This is a genomic window from Fictibacillus sp. FJAT-27399 (assembly GCF_001510655.1).
GTDB lineage: Bacteria > Bacillota > Bacilli > Bacillales > Fictibacillaceae > Fictibacillus_C > Fictibacillus_C marinisediminis.
On the sequence record NZ_LMVC01000002.1, the window covers coordinates 187,751 to 210,715 of the forward strand.

The 22,965-nt window shown below is 40.7% G+C and carries 27 protein-coding genes; 19 read left to right on the forward strand and 8 right to left on the reverse strand.

Going from position 1 to position 22,965, the window contains the following annotated elements:
- The first annotated feature begins 8 nt into the window (after positions 1 to 8).
- From AR335_RS05965 to AR335_RS05980, 4 genes are all read left to right on the forward strand, one after another.
- On the forward strand, positions 9 to 1,034 hold the full coding sequence (locus AR335_RS05965) for a methionine ABC transporter ATP-binding protein (RefSeq protein ID WP_062236900.1): 1,026 nt from the start codon (positions 9 to 11) through the stop codon (positions 1,032 to 1,034).
- Positions 1,027 to 1,692 carry a methionine ABC transporter permease gene (locus AR335_RS05970; protein WP_053357268.1) on the forward strand — a complete coding sequence of 222 codons (666 nt, stop codon included), beginning with the start codon at positions 1,027 to 1,029 and terminating at the stop codon, positions 1,690 to 1,692. Before AR335_RS05965 ends, AR335_RS05970 begins: the two co-directional genes overlap by 8 nt.
- A 30-nt stretch (positions 1,693 to 1,722) precedes the next feature.
- Positions 1,723 to 2,550 carry a MetQ/NlpA family ABC transporter substrate-binding protein gene (locus AR335_RS05975; protein ID WP_062233101.1) on the forward strand — a complete coding sequence of 276 codons (828 nt, stop codon included), beginning with the start codon at positions 1,723 to 1,725 and terminating at the stop codon, positions 2,548 to 2,550.
- 97 nt (positions 2,551 to 2,647) lie between these two features.
- Positions 2,648 to 3,082, forward strand: coding sequence for an RDD family protein (locus AR335_RS05980; protein ID WP_062233104.1), 435 nt, complete (start codon positions 2,648 to 2,650; stop codon positions 3,080 to 3,082).
- Positions 3,083 to 3,156: 74 nt separating this feature from the next.
- Here the strand turns inward: AR335_RS05980 and AR335_RS05985 are convergent, their stop codons facing one another.
- Positions 3,157 to 4,002, reverse strand: a complete 846-nt coding sequence (locus AR335_RS05985) for a metallophosphoesterase (RefSeq protein WP_062233107.1) — start codon at positions 4,000 to 4,002, stop codon at positions 3,157 to 3,159.
- Between the two features lie 164 nt (positions 4,003 to 4,166).
- On the opposite strand from AR335_RS05985, the gene AR335_RS05990 reads away from it, so the two are divergent.
- From AR335_RS05990 to AR335_RS06020, 8 genes are all read left to right on the forward strand, one after another.
- Positions 4,167 to 4,541, forward strand: coding sequence for a carboxymuconolactone decarboxylase family protein (locus tag AR335_RS05990; RefSeq protein WP_082683377.1), 375 nt, complete (start codon positions 4,167 to 4,169; stop codon positions 4,539 to 4,541).
- A 264-nt stretch (positions 4,542 to 4,805) separates the two neighbouring features.
- The gene (locus tag AR335_RS24650) at positions 4,806 to 4,943 is read left to right on the forward strand and encodes a hypothetical protein (RefSeq protein ID WP_197275540.1); all 138 of its coding nucleotides are present in this window, start codon (positions 4,806 to 4,808) and stop codon (positions 4,941 to 4,943) included.
- Between the two features lie 215 nt (positions 4,944 to 5,158).
- The gene (sufC, locus tag AR335_RS05995) at positions 5,159 to 5,944 is read left to right on the forward strand and encodes a Fe-S cluster assembly ATPase SufC (protein ID WP_053357272.1); all 786 of its coding nucleotides are present in this window, start codon (positions 5,159 to 5,161) and stop codon (positions 5,942 to 5,944) included.
- 21 nt (positions 5,945 to 5,965) lie between these two features.
- Entirely contained in the window at positions 5,966 to 7,261 is a 1,296-nt protein-coding gene (sufD, locus tag AR335_RS06000; RefSeq protein WP_062233113.1) for a Fe-S cluster assembly protein SufD, read from the forward strand.
- The gene (locus AR335_RS06005) at positions 7,261 to 8,481 is read left to right on the forward strand and encodes a cysteine desulfurase (protein WP_062233116.1); all 1,221 of its coding nucleotides are present in this window, start codon (positions 7,261 to 7,263) and stop codon (positions 8,479 to 8,481) included. The genes sufD and AR335_RS06005 overlap by 1 nt, the downstream gene beginning before the upstream one ends.
- A complete protein-coding gene (gene sufU, locus AR335_RS06010) occupies positions 8,471 to 8,911 on the forward strand; it encodes a Fe-S cluster assembly sulfur transfer protein SufU (RefSeq protein ID WP_062233119.1) in 441 nt (146 codons plus the stop codon). The genes AR335_RS06005 and sufU overlap by 11 nt, the downstream gene beginning before the upstream one ends.
- 262 nt (positions 8,912 to 9,173) lie before the next feature.
- The gene (gene sufB / locus AR335_RS06015) at positions 9,174 to 10,571 is read left to right on the forward strand and encodes a Fe-S cluster assembly protein SufB (protein WP_053357276.1); all 1,398 of its coding nucleotides are present in this window, start codon (positions 9,174 to 9,176) and stop codon (positions 10,569 to 10,571) included.
- A gap of 608 nt (positions 10,572 to 11,179) precedes the next feature.
- Positions 11,180 to 11,383, forward strand: coding sequence for a hypothetical protein (locus tag AR335_RS06020; protein ID WP_062233121.1), 204 nt, complete (start codon positions 11,180 to 11,182; stop codon positions 11,381 to 11,383).
- Here the strand turns inward: AR335_RS06020 and AR335_RS06025 are convergent.
- The 4 genes from AR335_RS06025 to AR335_RS06040 are packed head-to-tail and all read right to left on the reverse strand — an operon-like array spanning position 11,371 to position 14,804.
- The gene (locus AR335_RS06025) at positions 11,371 to 12,033 is read right to left on the reverse strand and encodes an ABC transporter permease (RefSeq protein ID WP_062233125.1); all 663 of its coding nucleotides are present in this window, start codon (positions 12,031 to 12,033) and stop codon (positions 11,371 to 11,373) included. The two genes, AR335_RS06020 and AR335_RS06025, sit on opposite strands and share 13 nt — an antisense overlap.
- A gap of 23 nt (positions 12,034 to 12,056) precedes the next feature.
- Positions 12,057 to 12,971 (reverse strand): osmoprotectant ABC transporter substrate-binding protein, encoded by a 915-nt coding sequence (locus tag AR335_RS06030; protein WP_062233128.1) that lies wholly within the window; start codon positions 12,969 to 12,971, stop codon positions 12,057 to 12,059.
- A 17-nt stretch (positions 12,972 to 12,988) separates the two neighbouring features.
- On the reverse strand, positions 12,989 to 13,642 hold the full coding sequence (locus tag AR335_RS06035; RefSeq protein WP_062233131.1) for an ABC transporter permease: 654 nt from the start codon (positions 13,640 to 13,642) through the stop codon (positions 12,989 to 12,991).
- Between the two features lie 13 nt (positions 13,643 to 13,655).
- On the reverse strand, positions 13,656 to 14,804 hold the full coding sequence (locus tag AR335_RS06040) for a betaine/proline/choline family ABC transporter ATP-binding protein (RefSeq protein WP_062233134.1): 1,149 nt from the start codon (positions 14,802 to 14,804) through the stop codon (positions 13,656 to 13,658).
- A gap of 262 nt (positions 14,805 to 15,066) precedes the next feature.
- Between AR335_RS06040 and AR335_RS06045 the strand changes: the two genes are divergently transcribed.
- The 4 genes from AR335_RS06045 to AR335_RS06060 are packed head-to-tail and all read left to right on the forward strand — an operon-like array spanning position 15,067 to position 18,062.
- On the forward strand, positions 15,067 to 15,630 hold the full coding sequence (locus tag AR335_RS06045) for a GbsR/MarR family transcriptional regulator (RefSeq protein WP_369795798.1): 564 nt from the start codon (positions 15,067 to 15,069) through the stop codon (positions 15,628 to 15,630).
- 57 nt (positions 15,631 to 15,687) lie between these two features.
- The gene (locus AR335_RS06050; protein WP_062233140.1) at positions 15,688 to 16,581 is read left to right on the forward strand and encodes a 3-keto-5-aminohexanoate cleavage protein; all 894 of its coding nucleotides are present in this window, start codon (positions 15,688 to 15,690) and stop codon (positions 16,579 to 16,581) included.
- A gap of 1 nt (position 16,582) precedes the next feature.
- Positions 16,583 to 17,542, forward strand: a complete 960-nt coding sequence (locus AR335_RS06055; protein ID WP_062233144.1) for a 3-hydroxyacyl-CoA dehydrogenase NAD-binding domain-containing protein — start codon at positions 16,583 to 16,585, stop codon at positions 17,540 to 17,542.
- Positions 17,543 to 17,570: 28 nt separating this feature from the next.
- Complete coding sequence (locus AR335_RS06060; RefSeq protein WP_062233147.1) at positions 17,571 to 18,062, forward strand: thioesterase family protein; 492 nt, start codon at positions 17,571 to 17,573, stop codon at positions 18,060 to 18,062.
- Positions 18,063 to 18,517: 455 nt separating this feature from the next.
- Here AR335_RS06060 and AR335_RS06065 read toward each other — a convergent pair whose 3' ends face one another.
- Positions 18,518 to 19,948, reverse strand: coding sequence for a PQQ-dependent sugar dehydrogenase (locus tag AR335_RS06065; RefSeq protein WP_062233150.1), 1,431 nt, complete (start codon positions 19,946 to 19,948; stop codon positions 18,518 to 18,520).
- A gap of 183 nt (positions 19,949 to 20,131) precedes the next feature.
- On the opposite strand from AR335_RS06065, the gene AR335_RS22965 reads away from it, so the two are divergent.
- Together AR335_RS22965 and AR335_RS06070 are read left to right on the forward strand one after the other, a co-directional pair.
- On the forward strand, positions 20,132 to 20,290 hold the full coding sequence (locus AR335_RS22965) for a lysozyme family protein (protein WP_234293273.1): 159 nt from the start codon (positions 20,132 to 20,134) through the stop codon (positions 20,288 to 20,290).
- Between the two features lie 77 nt (positions 20,291 to 20,367).
- Positions 20,368 to 20,697, forward strand: coding sequence for a YmaF family protein (locus AR335_RS06070; RefSeq protein WP_062233152.1), 330 nt, complete (start codon positions 20,368 to 20,370; stop codon positions 20,695 to 20,697).
- 550 nt (positions 20,698 to 21,247) lie between these two features.
- Here AR335_RS06070 and AR335_RS23685 read toward each other — a convergent pair.
- Positions 21,248 to 21,352, reverse strand: a complete 105-nt coding sequence (locus AR335_RS23685; protein WP_234293215.1) for a Fe-Mn family superoxide dismutase — start codon at positions 21,350 to 21,352, stop codon at positions 21,248 to 21,250.
- A 33-nt stretch (positions 21,353 to 21,385) separates the two neighbouring features.
- A complete protein-coding gene (locus AR335_RS06075; RefSeq protein ID WP_053357289.1) occupies positions 21,386 to 21,556 on the reverse strand; it encodes a hypothetical protein in 171 nt (56 codons plus the stop codon).
- 558 nt (positions 21,557 to 22,114) lie between these two features.
- Between AR335_RS06075 and AR335_RS06080 the strand changes: the two genes are divergently transcribed.
- On the forward strand, positions 22,115 to 22,960 hold the full coding sequence (locus tag AR335_RS06080; protein ID WP_062233155.1) for a DUF72 domain-containing protein: 846 nt from the start codon (positions 22,115 to 22,117) through the stop codon (positions 22,958 to 22,960).
- The last annotated feature ends 5 nt before the right edge of the window (positions 22,961 to 22,965 follow it).

A 22,965-nucleotide genomic window follows, 5' to 3' on the forward strand; every position in this document is an offset into this window, starting at 1 on the left:
CCGGTCTCTTGATAACATTAGACGCAGTAAAAAAGATTTTTCAGACGAAAGACGGAGCTGTAAACGCAGTTGACCATGTCGATCTTTCTATAGATCAAGGAGAAATTTTCGGGATTATTGGATACAGTGGTGCAGGTAAAAGTACACTGATCCGAATGCTGAACATGCTGGAAAGACCGACGAGCGGAGATGTTAACGTTGCGGGAAAAAATCTTTCCAAACTTAGTAACAACGAGCTTCGAAAAGCTCGGCAGGAAATCAGCATGATATTTCAGCATTTCAATCTGCTTTGGTCCAGAACAGTAAGGGAAAACATTGCATTTCCACTTGAGATTGCAGGTGTGCCGAAAGCAGAGCGCCTGAAGCGGGTGGATGAACTGATTAAACTTGTTGGATTAGAGGGCCGCGGAGAATCGTATCCTTCCCAATTGAGTGGAGGACAGAAGCAAAGAGTCGGGATCGCACGTGCACTGGCCAATAACCCTAAAGTTCTTCTCTGTGACGAGGCGACTTCAGCCCTTGATCCGAAAACAACAGACAGCATCCTTAATTTATTAGTTGAGATCAATCAAAAGCTCGGCTTGACCATTGTTCTTATCACACATGAGATGCATGTCATCCGTAAGATCTGCCATCGGGTCGCTGTTATGGAAGACGGTAAAATAGTGGAACAAGGGCCGGTTTTGGAAGTATTCAGGCAACCTAAAGAGTCCATTACAAAAGATTTTGTTAAGCAAGTAACAGAGCCAGAAGAAACGACAGACATGATCAAGCAGCTGGCATCTGAAAAACCTCAGAGCCAAATTGTACAGCTTACCTTTGTTGGAGGAAGTGCAGAACAGCCCGTTATTACAGATGTGATCCGTAAATTTGACGTTCAGGTGAATATCCTGCAGGGTAAGGTATCACAAACACAAAACGGGCCATATGGAACGTTGTTCATCCAGCTGGAAGGAACAGATACTGAAATTCAGGAAGCGGTAGCCTATATGAATGGGCAGAAAGTAGAAGTGGAGGTGATCTCATATGAATAGTCTTTTTCCGAATGTGGAATGGAGTGGAATGTGGGGTGCCACCGGACAAACACTGTACATGACAGCTGTTGCGGTTCTTGCCACTTTTATTTTAGGTCTTCTTTTAGGATTAGCATTATTTTTAACGGGTAAAGGGAACCTATGGGAGAATCGGTTTTTAAATTTTGTCTTTTCAGCGATCGTAAATATCTTCCGTTCCATTCCGTTTATTATCCTGATCATTTTATTGCTTCCGTTTACGCTCTTGTTAGTAGGATCTATGCTTGGCGCCAATGCAGCATTGCCTGCTTTGATTATTGGAGCTGCACCGTTTTATGCCCGGATGGTTGAGATAGCACTTCGCGAGATTGATAAAGGGGTAATCGAAGCGGCAAAATCGATGGGATCGAGCAACGCTCAAATTATTTTTAAAGTTTTGATCCCTGAAAGCCTTCCTGCATTAGTTTCCGGGATTACGGTAACTTCAATCGCGCTTGTCGGTTATACAGCAATGGCGGGGGTAGTCGGAGCAGGCGGGCTCGGGAATTTGGCGTTCCTTGAAGGTTTCCAGCGTACGCAAAATGATGTTACATTTGTCGCTACAGTTATCATTCTAATCATTGTGTTTATCATCCAGTTTATTGGGGATAATGTAACTCGCCGTCTTGATAAACGTTAAAATCTAAATTACACAACCAGGAGGAACAACATGAAAAAAATCATTACACTCGTTCTTTTACTTGCATTGACAACAGCCCTTGCTGCATGTGGTGCAAACGGAGGGAAAGACAAAAAACTAGCTGACGATAAGATTGTTGTGGGAGCATCCAATGTTCCGCATGCCGAAATTCTTGAAGCAGCTAAACCTTTAATGAAGAAAAAAGGAATTGATCTTGAAATTAAAACGTTCCAGGATTATGTACTTCCTAATAAAGCACTTGCAAACAATGAAATTGATGCCAACTACTTTCAGCACGTTCCGTATTTGAAATCACAAATGAAAGAAAATAAAAATTACAAATTTGAGAACGCCGGCGGTATTCATATCGAACCGATCGGAGTATATTCTAAAAAGTACAAGTCTTTAAAAGAACTTCCAAACGGAGCAACGATCATCATGAGTAATTCCGTTGCTGACCACGGACGTATGCTAACATTGCTTGAGCACGAAGGCTTGATCAAACTTAAACCTGGAAAAGGTTACAACTCAAAGATTAAAGACATTGCCAAAAACCCAAAACATTTGAAATTTAAAGCAGATGTTGAAGCTGGCCTTCTTCCAAAAGCGTATAAAAACGGTGAAGGAGACGCTGTATTGATCAACACGAACTATGCGATCGATGCTGGGTTGAACCCTCAAAAGGATTCCATTGCAATTGAAGGATCTGACTCACCGTTTGTAAATATCATTGCTGTGCGCAAAGGCGATAAAGATGCTAAAACGGTGAAAACCCTTGTTGAAGTGCTTCACTCTAAAGAAATTCAAGATTTTATCAAAAAGAAATATAAGGGTGCTGTTGTACCGGTAAACAAATAAATGATTTTAAGAAGGACAGCCTTTGGGCTGTTCTTTTTTTTGTCCATTTGTAATAACTGTAAGATGATTTAACAATTTATTGATGGAGGGATGCAGGATGGAAGTACAGCAACCGGCTGGTTTTTGGATCAGGTTTGGAGCCAGTATATTGGATGGCCTTATTATTGGTATTCCATTATCATTAATCGGTTATTTATTCACAGGTAACTTTGTATCAGAAGATCCGGGTGGAGACTGGTTCATGAATGTGATTAGTTTTCTTTATGCGCTTTTGCTGCCCATTTACTGGAACGGTTATGTGGTTGGCAAGAGAATCTGTGGAATCAGGATTGTTAAAGCGGACGGAAGCAAGCTTGGAATTGGGGCAATGGTGCTGAGAGTGTTAGTCGGCGGCTTAATATATGGGTTAACCCTTGGAATTGCGTTGATTGTCAGCGCCTTTATGGTCGGTATCCGCAAAGACAAAAGAGGCATCCATGATTTGATCGCTGGTACGTATGTTACCCATTTGCCACCGCAAAAAGAAGGGTGAACAAGGCGGCATGGAACTGCATCCTTATTGTTAGACACTGGAACAATTGGAGGGTGCAGTTCATAGATGCCGTCTTATTTTAATGTGATGGATGTAATTTCAGGCCGGCAGAAGAAACGGAAGGGCAGATGAGTAGTTCCCATTCCTCTGTTGGTATATAGAAATTTGTTTTCTGTTTCATAAAGTCCACTATGGTATTTCCTTCCCATTTTTGAAGTGATGATCGGACCGAACAATGGCATTCGGACTTGTCCTCCGTGACTATGGCCAGACAGCTGCAGATCTACAGGGAATTTGGAACTGACTTTGAAATAATCCGGTTCATGGGCAAGCAGAAGAGTAAAACGGTCTAAAGGAATACCATTCAGTGTTTTTTCGATATCTGCTTCTCCTCTCAGATAGTCATCCAATCCTGCGAGGTACAGCTCATCATTTTCTTTTTTAATCATCCTTTTCTCATTTATTAGAAGTTCAAAGCCGCTTTTTCTCAGCAGTTCAGAAATGGTATCGATACTTTCAAGGTAATCATGATTACCGAGAATCGCGAATTTACCGAAGGGTGCCTTGATTTTATTTAAGTAAGGAAGACTCTTTATAACGGTTTTCAGCGACCGGTGGGAATTCACCAAATCGCCTGTGAAGACGATCATATCAGGATTAAGCTTCTGTATTTTATCTGCCATCTTAGCAATATGCCTGGCCTTAAAATGAAAGCCCAGATGAAAATCACTAATATGGACAATATGAAATTTTTTAAAGGCCGCTGGGAGCCTGGGGAGCTTAATATCGATTTTTTTAACATCAAACCAGTACGGTTCAATAAACGCAGAATAAAAAGCTGCCGCTCCTGCAGCGCCTGCAAGGGCACCCAATCCGATTGAACCTGCAATCAATGACTTCTTTACCTTTTCCTCTTCCATCTTTTACTCCTTTTTTTCAGCCAGTTTCTTTTAGCCTATTATATTCCCGACTGCAGAAGACTTGAAGCAAAAAGTTCAGCTCCCGTTTTAAAATTGGGATAAGAAAAATAGCTATAACTCATACTAAATCTTGTCTATCTTATGGACAGGAGGATGAAAAGGAAATGGAACATCAAGAAATGTCTGGAAAAAACTCAACGCAGCACCATCTGATCCGCTATAAAGAAGGTCTCGGTAAGTATACGGAAAATATGCCTGAACTGGTCCATTCATTCAGTGAATTCACACGCCATTGTTTCAAGGAAGGCGAGATCTCTGAAAAGAACAAGCAGCTGATGGCTTTAGGGATCAGTATTTATTCTCAGGATGAATACTGTATCATCTATCACACGAAAGGCTGTTTGGATCAGGGAGCCAGTGAAAATGAAATTCTTGAGGCTGTGGGAGTTGCAGCAGCTTTTGGCGGCGGAGCTGCTATGAGCCAAGGTGTAACACTTGTTCAGGAATGCATCCAGGAATTAAACAATCCCATGCATTAAAAATAAAAGAGTTCCATAATTGGGACTCTTTTTTGTATTTGCTCACATAAGCAAGCATTTGGGAGGATATATAAGGATTCATGACTCATTATGGTTCAACAAAAGAATAACCCTTGAGCCTTGCATATATGGCGCTGAATGGAAATTGAATCACAGGAGTAGCTTTGTTACGCTATATACGTTGATTAAGTGTTATATACACGAAAGGAATGATTCATTATTCACTCGATTAAAGTTAACCACACTCCTGAAATGGAAAAAGCCATGCAAAAGAATCATGGTATTGGTTATGCTGAATATGAACGAAATCTAGAAAAACGAATCACTATTGAACAAGAACGTGATAAAGAATATCAAAAAAGTTTAGAAATTTCTAATGAAATGGAACGAAAAATTCTATAGTATAAGTAGGGAAATCAGCATTCAGAACTGGGTGCTGATTTTCTATTTATGTAGTTTTTGCATTTTCTTCTGCCAATAACTCCTACAGGTTGAAGATAAAATAAATTTGTTATAATATTAGAATGAGAATAAATTGAGAATGGAATGAGAGAAGCTTTCATTCTTGTTCACATTAACAATATATTTCACTGAAATATAAGATGGAGGTAAATTTTATGTCTACACCAAATTTAAAGATTGAAAACCTGCGTGTTTCTATCGATGACAAAGAGATCATCAAAGGTTTAAACCTTGAAATAAACGGCGGAGAAATCCATGCGATCATGGGGCCAAATGGAACAGGTAAATCCACTCTTTCATCTGCGTTAATGGGGCACCCTAAATACGAAGTGACCGATGGAAACGTTACATTTGACGGAGAAGACCTTTTCGAAATGGAAGTTGACGAACGTGCAAAAGCTGGTCTTTTCCTAGCGATGCAATATCCAAGTGAAGTAAGCGGAATTACAAACGCTGACTTTTTGCGTTCTGCTATTAATGCACGCCGAGAAGAAGGTCAGGAAATTTCTCTTATGAAATTTATCCGTGAATTGGATAAGAAGATGGAGCTTCTTGAAATGGACAATGCGTTTGCTCACCGTTATTTAAATGAAGGCTTCTCTGGTGGAGAAAAGAAACGTAATGAAATTCTTCAATTGATGATGATCGAACCTAAGATTGCCATCTTGGATGAAATTGATTCTGGTTTGGATATCGATGCTCTTAAAGTAGTAGCTAAAGGCATCAATGAAATGAGAAACCCAGAGTTTGGCTGCTTAATCATTACTCACTATCAGCGTTTACTTAACTACATCACTCCAGATAAAGTACATGTGATGATGCAAGGGCGCATTGTAAAATCAGGAGGACCTGAACTTGCACAGCGTCTAGAAGCGGAAGGATATGACTGGATTAAGGAAGAGTTGGGAATTGAAGACGAAACTGTTGGCCAAGAGGCGTAAGCAAGTTAGGAGGATTTGTACATGTCAGTTGAAACTTCTTTAAAATATGACAGGGATTATGTAAGCAAGTTCTCTGAAAGCCGCCAAGAACCAGCATGGCTTTCAGAACTTCGTTTACGCGCATTGGAATTGGCACAGCAGCTTCCCATGCCTAAACCTGATAAAACAAAAATTGATAAATGGAACCTTACTGAATTCAATCACGTGAGCACTGCTGAGGAAAGCGCAGACCTTCCTGAGCAAGTGAAAGCATTAATTAGTGATGAAGAAGCGGGCAATCTGCTTGTGATCCGCAACGGAAACGTCGCTCACTCATCGGTTACAGAAGAGCTGGCTTCTCAAGGTGTCATTTTCACCGATTTCGTAACTGCAGCTCAAAAGCATGGAGACCTTCTTCAAAAGTATTTCATGAAAGAAGCTGTCAGCATTGACGAAAACCGCCTTACAGCCATTCATGCGGCACTAGTAACCAATGGTGCATTCATTTATGTTCCAAAGAATGTAGAATTGAAAACTCCGCTTCAGGCGATCTACTTCCATGATGATGAGCAAACAGGGCTCGTTAACCATGTCATCATCGCAGCGGAAGACAACAGTTCGGTCACGTATGTTGAGAACTACTTGTCAACAAACGAAAACAGTGAATCTGTTGCCAATATCGTATCTGAGGTCTTTGCAGGTTCAGGAGCTAAAGTAGTGTACGGAGCTGTCGATAATCTGGCCAAAGGAATGACTTCCTATATCAGCCGCCGAGGACGTGCAGGACGCGACGCGCGAATCGAGTGGGCATTAGGACAGCTTAATGATGGAAACACAGTATCTGATAATACAACACATCTTGTCGGAGACGGTTCATTCACAGACACGAAGACTGTAAATATCGGCCAGGGTGATCAAAAACAGAACTTTGTTGCTCAAATTTTCCATCATGGAAAAAGCTCTGAAGGCTACATCTTAACTCATGGAGTAATGAAGGATTCTGCAAGCTCGATCTTCAATGGAATTACAAAGATTGAACATGGTGCGACAAAATCAAACGGCGAACAGACAGAACGGGTATTAATGCTGAGCGAAAAAGCACGCGGAGATGCGAACCCGATTCTCTTGATCGATGAAGATGATGTTACAGCTGGCCACGCCGCATCAGTTGGACGAATTGATCCGATTCAGTTGTTCTACTTGATGAGCCGCGGAATATCAAAAGCTGAGGCTGAACGATTGATCATTCATGGTTTCCTAGGGCCTGTTGTCAATGAGATGCCGCTTGAATCCGTGAAAAAACGTTTAGTTGAGGTAATAGAAAGGAAAGTCAGATAATGAACGCACATGAAGTAAGAAAGCTGTTTCCGATCCTGCATCAGGAAGTCAATGGAAAACCGCTTGTTTACTTTGATAGTGCCGCCACTTCACAAAAGCCGGTATCTGTCATTGAAGCGCTGGAAAAATATTACCGGGAATACAATTCAAACGTTCACCGGGGTGTCCATACTTTGGGGACCAGAGCTACTGACGGCTACGAGGGAGCCAGGGAGAAAGTTCGGCGTTTTATTAACGCGAAATCCACACAGGAAATTATTTTCACACGTGGAACTACGACCTCAATCAACACAGTTGCAGCAAGCTACGGTTTAACGAACCTGTCAGAAGGCGACGAGATCGTCATTACGCCGATGGAACATCACAGCAATATTATTCCATGGCAGCAGGTTGCTAAAAAAACCGGTGCGGCACTTAAATACATTCCTTTAAAAGAAGATGGATCCATTGATCTTCAGGATGTTGAAAATACCGTAACTCCACAAACTAAAATCGTATCCGTTATGCACGTATCCAATGTGCTGGGAACAATTAATCCTGTAAAGGAAATTGCAGCGATCGCTCATAAAAACGGAGCTGTAATGGTAGTGGATGGGGCGCAGAGCACACCACATTTAAAAGTGGATGTTCAAGATCTGGATTGCGATTTCTTTGCCTTCTCTTCCCATAAAATGTGCGGGCCGACTGGTATTGGTGTACTTTACGGAAAAAAAGCATTGCTGAACCAAATGGAGCCTGTTGAGTTCGGTGGAGAAATGATCGATTTCGTTGATTTGTATGACTCCACATGGAAAGAGCTTCCTTGGAAATTTGAAGGAGGCACTCCAATCATTGCAGGAGCGATCGGTTTGGGGGCAGCCATTGATTTTCTTCAGGAAATGGGGCTTGAAAACATTCAAAAGCATGAACATGATCTTGCGGAGTATGCTATTGAGCGCATGTCGGAAATTGAGGGCATTACCATTTACGGGCCTAAGGACCGTGCTGGAATCGTGACGTTTAATATCGACGATGTTCATCCTCATGATGTAGCCACTGTTTTAGATGCTGAAGGAATTGCCGTGCGCGCTGGACATCACTGCGCCCAGCCATTGATGAAATGGCTGAATGCATCTTCAACCGCACGGGCAAGCTTTTATTTATATAACACCAAAGACGAGATTGATTCTTTTGTAAAGGGATTAGTCACGACAAAGGAGTATTTCGGCCATGTCTTCTAATTTAGATCAGCTTTACCGGCAAGTCATTATGGATCATTACAAAAACCCTCGCAATAAAGGGCAATTAGCCGATGATTCGGTCACCATCAACATGAATAATCCAACGTGCGGAGACAGAATTCAGCTTCATTTGAAGGTGGACGATGGAAAAATTTCTGACGCGAAGTTTGATGGAGAAGGGTGCTCAATCAGCCTTGCTTCTGCAAGCATGATGACACAAACGGTAAAGGGTTTATCTGTGGAGGACGCGGTTAAGCTCGCACATGTATTTTACAATATGATGCTGGGTAAAGATTATGATAATACAACATTTGATCTCGGTGACATTGAAGCCCTGCAGGGTGTTTCCAAATTCCCGGCCCGCATAAAATGTGCCACCCTTGCCTGGAAAGCGATGGAGAAGGGCGTAGGGCACGAAAAAGAAGAATAAAACATCAAATATTCGAAGAAGCAATTTGTTCTTTTAATTGGGTGCCAGGCACCATTTCAGAGAAGTGATTTTCACTTTTTATTTGGTGTAATGCATCATTTGGGTTAAACTGGTGGTGTAAGTTACTATTTCATAGAAGCAATTAGTTCTTTTTAAATGGTGTCAGGCACCAAGTGGGTTAAATTGCTGGTGCCAGACACCCGTTCAAAGAAGTTTTTGTGCCATTGCAAGAGAATTGTATCCTTTAAGGAGGGATGAAACGATGGCTAAGAAAATGCCTGATATCGGTGAATACAAATACGGTTTTCACGATAAAGACGTTTCGATATTCCGCTCAAAACGCGGATTGACTAAAGAAGTTGTAGTAGAAATCTCCAAGATGAAGAACGAACCACAATGGATGCTGGACTTCCGTTTGAAATCTTTAGAGCAATTTTATAAAATGCCTATGCCTCAATGGGGCGGAAACTTGAAAGACTTGAACTTTGATGACATTACGTACTATGTAAAGCCGTCCGAGAAGTCCGAAAAGTCTTGGGATGAAGTGCCGCCTGAGATTAAGGCTACGTTTGATAAGCTTGGAATTCCTGAAGCAGAGCAAAAATATCTCGCAGGAGTTTCTGCACAATACGAATCAGAAGTGGTATACCACAACATGAAAGAAGACCTTACTGACTTAGGGATTCTGTTTACAGATACTGATACAGCGCTAAAAGAGCACGAAGAAATTTTCAGAGAGTATTTTGGAACGATTATTCCTCCTTCTGACAACAAGTTTGCTGCTCTTAACTCGGCTGTATGGTCCGGTGGTTCTTTCATATATGTGCCAAAAGGCGTAAAATGTGATACTCCATTGCAGGCGTACTTCCGAATTAACTCTGAGAACATGGGTCAATTCGAGCGTACCCTGATCATCGCTGACGAAGACAGCTCCGTTCACTATGTAGAAGGATGTACAGCACCAGTGTACTCAACGAACTCTCTGCACAGTGCGGTTGTTGAGATCATTGTTAAAAAGAACGCTTATGCTCGTTATACAACCATTCAAAACTGGGCGAATAACATTTATAACCTTGTAACAAAACGTGCCGTTGCAGAAGAAAATGCAACAATGGAATGGGTAGATGGAAACATCGGTTCACGCCTGACCATGAAGTATCCGGCCGTTGTTATGAAGGGACGCGGGGCAAAAGGAACTATCCTTTCCATCGCGATTGCAGGGAAAGGACAGCATCAGGATGCTGGAGCGAAGGTTCTTCACTTAGCGCCTGATTGTTCATCTACTATCGTTTCGAAGTCAATTTCCAAGCATGGCGGTAAAGTTACGTACCGCGGTATTTCTCACTTTGGACGCCGTTCTGAAGGATCCAAATCCAATATCAAATGTGATACATTGATTATGGATAACCAATCCACTTCAGATACGATTCCTTACAACGAAATTCTGAACAACAATATTACTCTTGAGCATGAAGCTACGGTTTCAAAAGTGTCAGAGGATCAATTGTTCTACCTCATGAGCCGTGGTATTTCTGAGCAGGAAGCAACAGAAATGATCGTAATGGGCTTCATCGAGCCATTTACAAAAGAACTTCCAATGGAATATGCGGTTGAAATGAACCGTCTGATTAAATTCGAGATGGAAGGTTCTATCGGATAAAGTCTGAAAAGCCTTGGTATATAAGGGATATACCAAGGCTTTTTTATGTGAAAATTAGAGTCGTGCCAGTTTCGTGCCAACTCAAAATCTTTTGTTCAGTACACTGAAGATAATTAAATAATTGTCGCTTCCGAAATAGGTATTGAATCAGAAAACACAATCAAATAGGATAAATTTAAAAACCCTGAATTTTTTAACTGTAATATATTTTAATACTCACTTACTTTTAAAAGTATTGATTTGATGCGGTTTTAGACAATTATCAATTGTAGAAAAATACATAGGATATATTCCGTACACAAGTTCACCCTTGGGAACGTGAACAATATATTAGCATGTATTAAGACTAAAATCCCTTGATACCATTGGTATCAAGGGATTTTTGTTTTGTGAGTAAAATTTAATTTATACCTTAATTAAGATTTTCACCCACAAAACACCAACAATAAAGTCAAAAAAATTATTCGGAACGCGTATCATGAGGTCCTCGAAGAATCGGCGGTTTAGTATAAAAATTTATTGTTATTTATTAGCCGTAAATAACCTAAGCAGCAATACAGATTCAAGAAGCAAAGTCTCAAATTGATGCAGGTGAAATACGACCATTAGTGAACGTGGGCAGCAAAGTTGTTGAAGAATATAAGGACATACCTTTGGCTAAGGACAAATGGTCAGATGTTTCTTTCGATGTTTATACCGGCCTGATTGCACTGAAGGATTTACCTGAAGATGTTCTTACTATTCTACACGATGCCTTCAAAAAAACCATGGAAGAAGTCCAGCTTGTGAATGAATGTCATCATGATTTTTGAAGATTTTTCCCTTTTACGGGTGAAAGTGTCCGTTCCATCCAGCCCATTAGAATGTCTGCTAATATGGCCATCAAAGCTGTTGGAATAGCACCTGCTAAAATAATGGCTGTTCCGTTTGTGGCATTTGTTCCCCTTACGATAATATCACCTAATCCGCCGGCACCGATAAATGTACCAATGGTAGCTATTCCGATCGCGATAACGAGCGCTGTCCGAAGTCCGGCCATTATTACAGAAACTGCAAGTGGGAGCTCAACCATTCGCAAGATCTGCACTTTCGTCATGCCCATTGCTCTTCCAGATTCCAGTAAAGCTTTGTCCACACTGCAAATTCCGGTATACGTATTTTTAATGATAGGAAGCAGTGAATAGAGAAAAAGAGCCATAACGACCGTATTCGTTCCTAACCCCATAACCAGCATGAGCACAGAAAGCATAGCTAATGCCGGAATGGTTTGAATGATATTTGTCAGTGAGATCACCCATTGGCTTAATTTGGCATAACGGGCAATCAAGATGCCTAATGGAATCGCAATAATTGCCGCAAATAATACCCCATATGCCGACATTAGAAAATGGCGGTAGAATTCGGTCCACACGTAGTCAAAGTTTTGGTTATAATACAGCCACAAATCTTTTATTGTTCCCATCCTGCCAACACCTCCTTATCTTGTTACTCAAAGTAGTGATGCTCTTGTAAAAATTCTTTCGCGACCGTAGCCGGCTCTTTCATTTTTCCATCACCTTCATAATTAAGCTCCTGCATTTTTTCAGTGTCAATCTTTCCTTGAAGTTTTTGTAAAATCTTTTTGATTTCTGGATGTTTTTGCAACACTTCATTCCGAGCAACCGGGGAAGCATCATACGGTGGGAAAAATTTCTTATCGTCCTTCAGCACTTTGAGGTTATAAGATTTCAAACGTCCATCCGTTGTATAGGCTAGAACAACATCCATCTTTCCGTTAGCTGCAGCTTTATAAACTAAACCTATTTGCATTGGAAACGTTTTTCCAAACTCCATATCATACGTATGGACAAATCCCTCGTAGCCGTCACCCTTCCTCTTTAACCAGGCATTATCTACTCCTAGCCGTAAATCCGGAGCGATCTTTTTTAAATCAGAGACCGTCTTCAGGTTTTCCTTATCTGCTAAATCCTTCCTCACTGTAAAAGCATAGGAATTTGCAAATCCATAGGAATCGAACCACGTTTGATGGTAGCGTTTTGAGAATTCCTTTTGAACGATCGATAATGCCTGTTTCGGATCCTTCACCGGCTCCATTCCCAGGGCCCCGACAAGGTCTGTCCCTGTGTATCGCGTCGCTGTAATGTCTACATCGCCATTCATCATCGCTTTATGCTGAACGATGGAGGAGCCGAGGTTATTGGCCATTTCTACTTTTAGATTCGTATCGTGTTCGATCATTTGACGGATTATATTCCCCATGATTTGGGATTCTGTAGTATTGAGCGTACCAATTACAATCGTATGATCAGAGGTCTTGCTCAAACCCGGCAAAGAACACCCGCTCATTACCAATACGAACAAAAGCATCATTGCAATGATCCCTTTTTGTTTTATTTTCATTTTCTGGTGTCCCCCTTCTAAGCCGTTTGATCCGCTTTTTTCATTCCTTTTGGTGTCACTGCGTATTCGAGCCGTCCTAATAGCAGATCTACGAGAAGTGCCAATAATGTAACCGGTACTGCTCCGGCTATAATAAATTCCGGCTGGTATAAATTCAGGCCTGAGAAAATATAATCTCCCAGCCCGCCGGCGCCAATGAATGAGGCAAGTGTCGCCCAGCCAATTAGATAAACGGTAGATACACGGATCCCTGCCATAATAATGGGAATGGCAAGCGGGATTTCAACATAGAGGATTCGTTCCCATCCAGTCATCCCCATCCCATGCCCGGCTTCTAATAGGTTTTTGTCTAAACCTTTAACTCCGGTATAGGTATTTCGCAGGATAGGCAGGACTGAATAGAAAAATAAAGCAATGACTGCTGGGATTTTTCCAACACCAAGCAGAGGAATAAAAAACGCAAGGATAGCCAGGCTGGGCAGTGTCTGAATCACACCGACCAGGCCCATTACAAACCCGGCGATTCCAGGAATCCGGGTTAAACATATACCTAGTGGGACAGCCACTAAAATGCCGAGAATCACAGCAGTGAGGGAAATATAAAAATGTTCCCATGTTTTAAAAAGGAGTTCTGTCCAATTACTGTTTAAAAAGCTGATTAGGGTTTCCATTCGTTTCTTCCCCCTATTCCTGGCCTGCCGCGGCGAGGCCTTCCTCATTACCCCAGATTGAATCGTAAACAATATCCACAAGACTGGCTCTTGTTACGATGCCTACAAGATGATTATTTTTATCCACGACAGGAGCATATTTTAAGCTTCTTTTTAAGATTTTATAAACGGTATCCCGCAGCAGCGTATCTGTTTCTACTTTATAAAACACGGTTTCCATGATTTCACCTACTGTGTCAGCTTTGTTGCGATTTTGTTCAATCATCTCCACATCAATATAGCCCTCGAGCTTATGCTGCTCATCGACAACCAGCAGTGAATCCACCCGTTTTTCCTTCATTAACGTAATCGCTTGAGAGAGTAATTTATGTGCAGTCACCGTTGCTGGATTAGTATTCATGATTTGCTCGACGGTCTGGATAGAAGGTCTCGCCTGGATTAAACGTTCTTTTCCGATAAATTCTTCCACAAAATCATTCGCAGGATTTCGTAAAATTTCATCAGGTGTTCCGATCTGAACAAACTCTCCGTCACGCATGATGACAATACGGTCTGCAATTTTTAATGCCTCATCCATGTCATGGGTAACAAAGACGATCGTTTTATTTAAAGTTTTTTGTAACTTCTTAAACTCTTCTTGAAGGGAATCACGTGTAATAGGATCTAATGCGCTAAAAGGCTCATCCATTAAAATGAGAGGAGGATCAGCTGCCAGCGCACGTAAAATCCCAACACGTTGCTGTTGTCCGCCACTTAATTCATGAGGGTAACGATCGAGGAAATCATCTGTCATATTTACAAGTTTCAGGAGCTCCATCGCACGTTCTCGTCGTTTACTTTCCGGCCATTTTAATAATTTGGGAACTAAAGCGATATTTTCCTGGATGGTCATATGAGGAAACAAGCCGATTTGTTGAATGACATAACCGATTTCTCGTCTTAATTGAACGTAATCTTTTTCAAGAATATTTTGCCCTTCAATAGAAATGGTTCCTTCTGAAGGTTCAATCAAGCGGTTAATCATCTTCATGGTTGTTGTTTTTCCACATCCGCTTGGGCCGATGAATACTATGAATTCTCCTCGTTCAATCTCGATGGATATGTCGTTAACTGCTTTTTTACTGCCTTTATACGCTTTAGAAACATGTTCAAATTTCAGCAAAAGCAAGCACCTCCAATATATTTTTAAAGAAATGTAATCACACAATGATAACCCCGCCCAAACTTCTCACAATATAAGCTTAATAGAAAAGTTGTGTAATAGAAAGTTTATAAAAAGTTTATATAGTTTATAATATATGTAAAATATTTATTGTACAAAGTTTAAGATTCTATATGGTTACATTTCCTTTTAATTACGGCGATATCCTTTGGAATCCTAATTTTCTATTCGATCTTGAATATGGTACAGTGGGCAAAGAAATATGGTGATATTGAAAGGAAGGGTCCTTGTGAAAGAGAAACCCGTACAGAAAATCAATCAAGTAGAAGAGCAATTTATTGAAAAAATAGCTGATAATATGAACACCTATGGCGTTTCACCCACAGTAGGTCGGGTACTGGGCATTATCTATATGAATCGGAAACCAATGACGCTCGATGAACTTTCGGATGCAACGGGAATGAGTAAAACCCGTATGAGCCAGGTTGTTCGTGAAATGGTAGAGTTCAATATTGCGGAGAAGGTTTTTGAAAAAGGGGTTCGGAAGGATTTGTATAATGTTGAACAAGACTATTATCAAACTTTCATTTCTCTGTTTACTTCAAACTGGCGGAAAGTTATCAATAAAAACAAAATGTTTGAGAAGAAACTGAACAGGGAGCTCCTTGATCTATTGGAAAACGAAAAGATAGACAAAGAAAGTGAAGAAAAAATAAATGACCTGCTAAAGGAAACAAAAGAATGGTTGAATTATTATCAGTGGTTGAGCAACCTGGTTGAGTTCTTCGAAAGTGAAGAGATTTTTAAATACGTACCAAAACCTTGACACAACTCTTCTATCCTTATATTGACCATAAACAATTACAAACAAGGAGAGGATACTATGAGAAATAACGTTATTATCACTAGTGCCGTGACCGGAGCAGGAGAGACAACGAAGAAAAGTTCTTATGTCCCGGTGACTCCTAAAGAAATCGCTGAATCTGCCATCGAATCCGCAAAAGCGGGAGCCGCAATCGCCCACATTCACGTCCGCGATCCAAAAACAGGAGCACTTAGTCATGATTCCTCATTATTTGCCGAAGTGGTTGAACGCGTGCGGGACTCGGCCACAGATGTCATTTTAAATTTAACAGCCGGCGGTGGAGGGGATTGGATACCCAGCAGAGAAAATCCGGCTGTTGGCGGACCAGGAACCGATATTCAAACTCCTGAAGAGCGACATGATCCGGTCGGGCAGCTGTTGCCGGAAATCTGTACACTGGATTGCGGGAGCTTGAATTTTGGAGACCAGCTGTATATAAGCCCTACTGATTGGCTTCGTAAACAGGCTAAACTCATTCAGCAATGCGGCGTTAAGCCGGAGTTAGAATGCTTTGATACGGGTCATCTATTGTTTGCGAAAAAATTGGTGAATGAAGGGCTAATTGACGGAGATCCTATGTTTCAATTTTGCTTGGGTATTCCATGGGGAGCGGATTGCGATGCGGAAACCATGTTGTATATGAGAGAAAAACTTCCTGAAAATTCCCACTGGTCAGCATTTGGAATCGGAAGGCATCAAATACCTGCTGCCGTTCAATCCATGCTTCTTGGCGGAAACATTCGTGTCGGGTTAGAGGATAATTTGTACTTAGAAAAAGGAACGTTGGCTACAAATGCACAGCTCGTTGATAAAACAGTAACCATTATTGAAAATATAGGTGTTCGTCCAATGTCACCAAAAGAGGCAAGACAACATCTTGGCTTAAAAGATCCACAAGGGAAGGTGGAATAACGTGCAGTCATTAGTGAAAAACGTCACTGTTGTAGGGACTGGTGTTATTGGCAACGGTTGGATCAGCCGGTTTTTAGCTAATGGATACCATGTTACAGCGACTGATCCAGCACCAGGCGCTGAAGAAAAAATGAGACAAGCGGTAAAATCGGCATGGAATTCCTTGGAAAAACAAGGGCTGGCAGCTGGAGCGGCACCTGACCGCCTTCATTTCGAACCAAATCTTGAAAGGGCAGTTAGTAACGCGGATCTTATTCAAGAGAACGCACCCGAACGTGAAGAATTAAAACGCTCCCTATTAAAAACGATATCCCATGCGGCTAAACCAAATGCCATCATCGCATCGAGTACTTCCGGTTATATGCCCAGTATCCTTCAAAAGGATTGCCTTCATCCAGAAAGAGTCATTGTCGCTCATCCCTTTAATCCCGTGTATCTCATGCCGCTCGTAGAATTAGTCGGTGGACAACAAACGAGTTCAGAGGTTATGGTTCGGGCACAGTCCTTTTACCATTCAGTACGGATGAAGGCACTGATCGTGTCCCGTGAAATCGATGGTCACATTGCCGACCGTTTAATGGAAGCCATTTGGCGTGAAGCTCTCCATCTTGTTAATGATGGAGTGGCTACGACAGAGGAAGTGGATGCGGCCATAGTCTATGGGCCTGGCTTGCGGTGGGCTTTAATGGGTCCGTTTCTCACTCTTCATATGGCAGGGGGAAAACAAGGAATGAGACATATGCTTGAGCAGTTTGGCCCTGCGTTAAAACTTCCATGGACACATCTTGTTGCACCCGAATTAACGGAAGAACTTGCTCAGCGAGTCATTGAGGGTTGTGAAAAACAAACGGATGGGATGGACATGAGCATTCTCGAAAAACGCCGTGATGACTTTCTAATTGAATTAACAGATCTGCTCGAAAAATATTGGCCCTCTGCTAATCTGAACGGAAAACTGTAAGTAGGTCTTATATGAAGGAGACTCTATTATGGATAACATCAATAAACCGCTTTTAAAGGAAAAGGTACAAAAAGAGTGGGTTGACTACAATGCCCATATGAATGATGCGGCCTATGCTCTTGTATTCAGCAGAGCCGTGGACCGATTAATGGAAGACATAGGGTTAAATGAAACCTTCAGGGAGCATGAGAAGTACTCCATCTATACGCTTGAAACCCATCTCTGCTATTTAGCTGAAGTGCGTGAGAGAGAGCAGATTGATGTGTTTGTACAGTGGTTGGATTATGATTCAAAACGTCTCCATGTTTTTTTTGAGATGAAGGATCAAAAAGGAAAGCGGCTGGCCACCAGTGAACAAATGCTGATGGGAATGAACATGGAAAGTAGGCGACCCGCTCCTTTTCCTTTGCCGATTAAAGCTCAAATCCAAAAAATTGCCAATGAATGCCAGACCATTAAACCTCAAGAGGCAGGTCGAAGAATAGCGATCAAAAGGGGAAATGGGATCGGGAATGGTTAAAGCGGTGGATGCTAAACTGCTGGGGAGTAGCTTTAAAAAAAGAGAAAAAAGGGTAAAATGTGTTCCGCACACAAGTTTTTTCTTGGGAACCACAGCCATAAAATAAATAAAGGTTTTTTACAACAAAGAAACAGAGATACATCGACGTGCCGATTTCGTGCCGGATTTGTGCCGATTGAACTTGAAAAACCTTAAAACGATATGAAAGCACAAAAACAAAAACGTTGATTTAACAAGGTTTTTAAAATAATATGAAACAGTATGAAAATGCCAATTAATCAAATTCGAGATGGAAGGTTCTATCGGATAAAGTCTTAAAAGCCTTGGTATATATACCAAGGCTTTTTTATTCGATTCGAAGTATGATTTGCTCTCTAGTTTGTTTTATATTTCGATTTCAATTAAATCCAAGAAAGAGATTTATCTGGTATTAAGTAGAATTTTATAATTATGAATCATGGAACAATTTCAAAAACAGTGCCTTGGTTAAAATCAGTCACTTTCATAGAGCCATAAACCCCTAAATATAGTCTGGTTTGATCCAGATTCGTTCCCAGATTAACAAAATAAGCTGATTGAGACCCAAAATTATAATCGGTTTTAATAACACTAAAATCATTTAGTTTACAATCTGTTTTTAACCTGGTATAAGCTAAAACCCCTCTAACATGAGAGTGAGATTCTTCTGCCCGGGCAAGATCGGTAAACACAACGCTTCCCATTAAATCGGGGATTCCATTCCCCATATAGGCTTGCACTCCTGTAAGTGCAGTTCCTCCAAACTTATCGGGTCGGGGATCTTTATGAAAATAACAAGTTAAGGGCTGAAGACGCCTCACTGAAGTTTTTACTGCTTCATTGTAATAAGCCATTGTTTTCTCATCCAAAGTCGGATTTGCAGAGCAGCTTTTTATCATCGAAGCAGGAAAAGCACCTTCCCACCCTCGCCAGCCAAAGTTAATAAATCCTTCTTGGTCAGGTTCAGAATTCATTAAAGAAGCTTGAATAAGCTGAGTAACCGGGATTGGTTTATAATCAACGAATGAAAAAATGGACTCTACCAAATCCTGTCCGACATTTCCTGCATATTTGATATACTGATTATTAAACCTTTGAAATGAGATGCCTGGTATATTGCGAACCCCTTTGGCAATTACCGTAAGCGTTTCCTGAATAGGTGCGGGAAGTTCATTAAAACGTGTGACTACGGGTGGATTATAGGTAAATGTATTCTTAACTACATCAATTTCAATTATTTTACCGGCGATTTCCATATCATCCTGGCTTAAATTAAATGGATCATTGCCTGATCCACCATCTCCGGTTGTTAAAACAAGTTTTCCTGTTTCAGGTGAAAAGTTTAAGCTATTGACACCATTATGATTAAAAAATGGTCTTCTTAAGTTAAGTAATGTCCTTCGTTTTTGAGGTTGACCATTCGATTGTAAAATCCATTCTTCAACGGTATCAATATGATCATATTGAGTTTCTCTATTTATCCATCTTAGGTTTAAAGTTCTGGGATCACACGGGTTAGGCATAAAAGGTTCAGGAAGAGCACCTGGACCTTGTGTTCCAGCTACTGAATAATGAAGATAAAACAAACCGTTATAATAAAATTCTGGATGAAACGCTAGACCTAGCAATCCCCGTTCATCATATCCACTACCAGAAACACCTAGTTCAGAATCACCTAGTTTTATGATTCGCGGGCGAATATCTAAAAAAGTCCTTAAACTTGAGTTTCCTATGTAAAAGATCTCTCCTACCTGGGTTGCAATAAATAATCTTTCAATTGAGTCACCCGGAAGTATAGTTGTTTTCAAAACAGTGGGTAAATTTACCTTACTTACAATGGGCCGTAAACTAACCTTAACTTTAATCAACTAACTACACTCCTTCTTATTCTATTCTTTTATAAGAATATGATTAGAATGTTCTATTAGTACAAAATTAGTGCCGGGGAATCTAAAAGGCATTGCACCATTTTCCGCACCAGCGTACTTAAACTAAAGGGTTCTTTAATTTAGGATTCAGCTGCCTTTAGATGGTATGTCAACGGTATAAGAATAGATGTTTTTGGAAAACACGCACAGCAACTAAAAAAAACAAAGGGTGATCTAAAAACCGCCATCCAAAGTTATAACTTGGGTGATGGATTTATAGATTACGTGAATCAAAGAGACGGTCATTACACCAAGGAACTTGCCATAAATTTAATTGTGTAAATAAGGATTGGAGTTATACGTTTTTAATTTGTTACATAGATATATTCAGATGTATTTCAAGTAAGAGGAGGGGTTCTGTGCACGAGCATGATATTGAACAAATAGAATGGAATGAAAGAGTTCTTCATCGACATCAATATGCCACGGAAACGACGATAAATAATGGACATTCGCACAACGTACAGGGAACAACAACACCAGTAAATAACACCATTACTCATGTTCATTACTATGAGGGAAAAACCACTTTTGCAAATGGGCATGTTCATGGGTTTTCAGGAGAGACGGGACCTGCTGTCCATCTGGGCGATGGGACACATTATCATGAGTTTTCTGGAACAACCACCTTTAATAATGGACACGTACATTATTACTCGGGAAGGACAGGAAGGAACATAAACGCTTAAATTCTAAAATGTAAGAGGGTTGCAAAATCACTGAGTGTTGAAATGTACTTATGAAACGTTGGAGAACTTATGCTTTAATGGCGGGTATAAAAGGCCCCAGAACGAGTTCTTACAAACCCTTCTGTTTTTCCTTTTATCGCTTCATTTATACCCGCAGCTTTTCTGCTCTTCAGGTTTGGGTTGTTCATTGTGGGAGTACATCAGTCAAACGGAATGGCAAATATCGTACCTGAACAACGCCATTTGCTATTTTGGGGTTATATCACTGAGTAGTTCTGTTCAACGTATTGTAGTGCTCGCAGGAAAAGATGACGGCATCCCCAATTTTGTGTTTCTCGGATTTCTATCATGATAGCCAAGATAATGGTTTCAAATGTTAAACGGACAGTATTTATTTCTTCCGCTCTAACACGTCATGTTCAAGCTTTACGAGCAATTAAACTGCCAAAAGGTAATAACGCTTTCTACAACGAAATATTGACCTTTTAAAATAGCTGCTGCCATATAATTTATTTTGCCTGATTGTATCGTTGCTCCACTTCTCTCCAATTCACGATTTGGATTGCAGGTAGTAGGCATGTTCCCGAACAACTAGAACAAGCAACGGAATAACATCCCATTGAGTCAGATTCTGATGCTTTTCAGCAGTAGGCATAAAAAATCGTGAGGCGTATACCTCACGATTTTTTTAAGCTCCGCTTTCCTTTGGATCACTCTTTGATTTACTACCCTTTTTAGAACGATATTCTTTTCCTTTGTTATCATTCCCACTCACAAACTCACTGCTAAATTCTTGATTGTATTGTGCTTGTGGTGAACCTTGGTTTTGGCTTCCTTTGCTGCCATTGCGACTTGTCATTTCATTCCCTCCTTTATTCAAAAACTTCCTTCTTAGTATTGCTTATACGTTGCCTTTTACTCTTTGTTCATTATGAAGTAGAAAATTATATTGCTTGTTATTGGAGCCGGGATGGCTGATGCTCCTATCCCTTGAATGGCTCAAAAGATAATCCGTTTACCATTTCTTTTTCCTTAATTTATTTACATGAGTATGGTTTTAAAGGGATAATACATCTTCTAACTATCTTCCAAATCAACTTTATGTTAGTATAAATTCACTCAAAACATTAATATAAATATGTTTTATTAGGTATTCTCGCGTGCCGATTTCGTGCCGATTGAGTTTGAAAAACTTGATACCGTTCTGAAAATGAAAAAGGGAAAAACGTTGATTTATCAAGGTTTTTCCATCTCTTTAAAACATTTTGAAAACGGCAATTAATCAAATTCGAGATGGAAGGTTCTATCGGCTAATATAGCAAATCAAAAGGCGAACGCCACTATGGGTTCGCTTTTTTTTACATAATGAAATTTTGGGGAATAGAGAGAGTAACCATTCATAATGAGGAGAAGGACTATGATACTGATTGGAGTAACGGGCTGGGGGGACCACCAGTCTTTATATCCGGAAGGGACGAAATCCACTGAAAAATTAAAGCTGTACAGCGGCTTTTTTCCGGTTGTGGAAGTTGATTCCTCCTTCTATGCCATCCAGCCGTTAAAAAATTATCAAAAATGGATAAAGGACACACCGGACCGTTTTTCGTTTATCATTAAAGCCTACCAAGGAATGACGGGACATTCTCGTGGCAAGATACCTTTTGAATCGACAAAAGAAATGTTTGATTTATTTAAAGCTTCCATCCAGCCTGTGATCGAGTCAGGTAAGATGAAGGCAGTGCTTTTTCAGTATCCGCCTTGGTTTGAATGCAATAAGGAAAGTGTACAGATGCTGAGGTTTACGAGGGAAATGATGGAGGGCATCCCGGTTGCTCTTGAATTTCGCCATCAATCATGGTTTATGCCTGAAATGAGAGAAAAGACGGTGGAGTTTATGATAGAAGAACGCTGGATTCATACGATTTGTGATGAACCTCAAGCGGGCCAGGGATCGGTCCCTGCTGTAATCGAACCAACGTCTTCAGCGCTTACCATCATTCGAATGCATGGAAGGAATGTTCATGGCTGGAACAATCACGGCCAGGAAAACTGGAGAGAAGTTCGGTATTTATATCGGTACAATGATAAAGAACTTGCTGAATGGAAGCAGCATGTTGAAAAATTGAGTGAAAAGTCTAAGGAGATCGTCATATTGTTCAACAACAATTCTGGAGGCGATGCTGCAGATAACGCCAGGAAGTTTATCGATATGCTGAGCCTTGATTATGAAGGGCTATCTCCGAGACAGCTTGATTTGTTTTAAAAAGG

Excerpts from the sequence above, each read along its gene's own strand:
- AR335_RS05970 (WP_053357268.1), top strand. The coding sequence starts at position 1,027 with ATGAATAGTCTTTTTCCGAATGTGGAATGGAGTGGAATGTGGGGTGCC.
- AR335_RS05975 (WP_062233101.1), top strand. The coding sequence starts at position 1,723 with ATGAAAAAAATCATTACACTCGTTCTTTTACTTGCATTGACAACAGCC.
- AR335_RS05980 (WP_062233104.1), top strand. The coding sequence starts at position 2,648 with ATGGAAGTACAGCAACCGGCTGGTTTTTGGATCAGGTTTGGAGCCAGT.
- AR335_RS05985 (WP_062233107.1), bottom strand. The coding sequence starts at position 4,002 with ATGGAAGAGGAAAAGGTAAAGAAGTCATTGATTGCAGGTTCAATCGGA.
- AR335_RS05990 (WP_082683377.1), top strand. The coding sequence starts at position 4,167 with ATGGAACATCAAGAAATGTCTGGAAAAAACTCAACGCAGCACCATCTG.
- AR335_RS24650 (WP_197275540.1), top strand. The coding sequence starts at position 4,806 with ATGCAAAAGAATCATGGTATTGGTTATGCTGAATATGAACGAAATCTA.
- sufC (WP_053357272.1), top strand. The coding sequence starts at position 5,159 with ATGTCTACACCAAATTTAAAGATTGAAAACCTGCGTGTTTCTATCGAT.
- sufD (WP_062233113.1), top strand. The coding sequence starts at position 5,966 with ATGTCAGTTGAAACTTCTTTAAAATATGACAGGGATTATGTAAGCAAG.
- AR335_RS06005 (WP_062233116.1), top strand. The coding sequence starts at position 7,261 with ATGAACGCACATGAAGTAAGAAAGCTGTTTCCGATCCTGCATCAGGAA.
- sufU (WP_062233119.1), top strand. The coding sequence starts at position 8,471 with ATGTCTTCTAATTTAGATCAGCTTTACCGGCAAGTCATTATGGATCAT.
- sufB (WP_053357276.1), top strand. The coding sequence starts at position 9,174 with ATGGCTAAGAAAATGCCTGATATCGGTGAATACAAATACGGTTTTCAC.
- AR335_RS06025 (WP_062233125.1), bottom strand. The coding sequence starts at position 12,033 with ATGGGAACAATAAAAGATTTGTGGCTGTATTATAACCAAAACTTTGAC.
- AR335_RS06030 (WP_062233128.1), bottom strand. The coding sequence starts at position 12,971 with ATGAAAATAAAACAAAAAGGGATCATTGCAATGATGCTTTTGTTCGTA.
- AR335_RS06035 (WP_062233131.1), bottom strand. The coding sequence starts at position 13,642 with ATGGAAACCCTAATCAGCTTTTTAAACAGTAATTGGACAGAACTCCTT.
- AR335_RS06045 (WP_369795798.1), top strand. The coding sequence starts at position 15,067 with ATGGTGATATTGAAAGGAAGGGTCCTTGTGAAAGAGAAACCCGTACAG.
- AR335_RS06050 (WP_062233140.1), top strand. The coding sequence starts at position 15,688 with ATGAGAAATAACGTTATTATCACTAGTGCCGTGACCGGAGCAGGAGAG.
- AR335_RS06060 (WP_062233147.1), top strand. The coding sequence starts at position 17,571 with ATGGATAACATCAATAAACCGCTTTTAAAGGAAAAGGTACAAAAAGAG.
- AR335_RS23685 (WP_234293215.1), bottom strand. The coding sequence starts at position 21,352 with ATGCCTACTGCTGAAAAGCATCAGAATCTGACTCAATGGGATGTTATT.
- AR335_RS06075 (WP_053357289.1), bottom strand. The coding sequence starts at position 21,556 with ATGACAAGTCGCAATGGCAGCAAAGGAAGCCAAAACCAAGGTTCACCA.
- AR335_RS06080 (WP_062233155.1), top strand. The coding sequence starts at position 22,115 with ATGATACTGATTGGAGTAACGGGCTGGGGGGACCACCAGTCTTTATAT.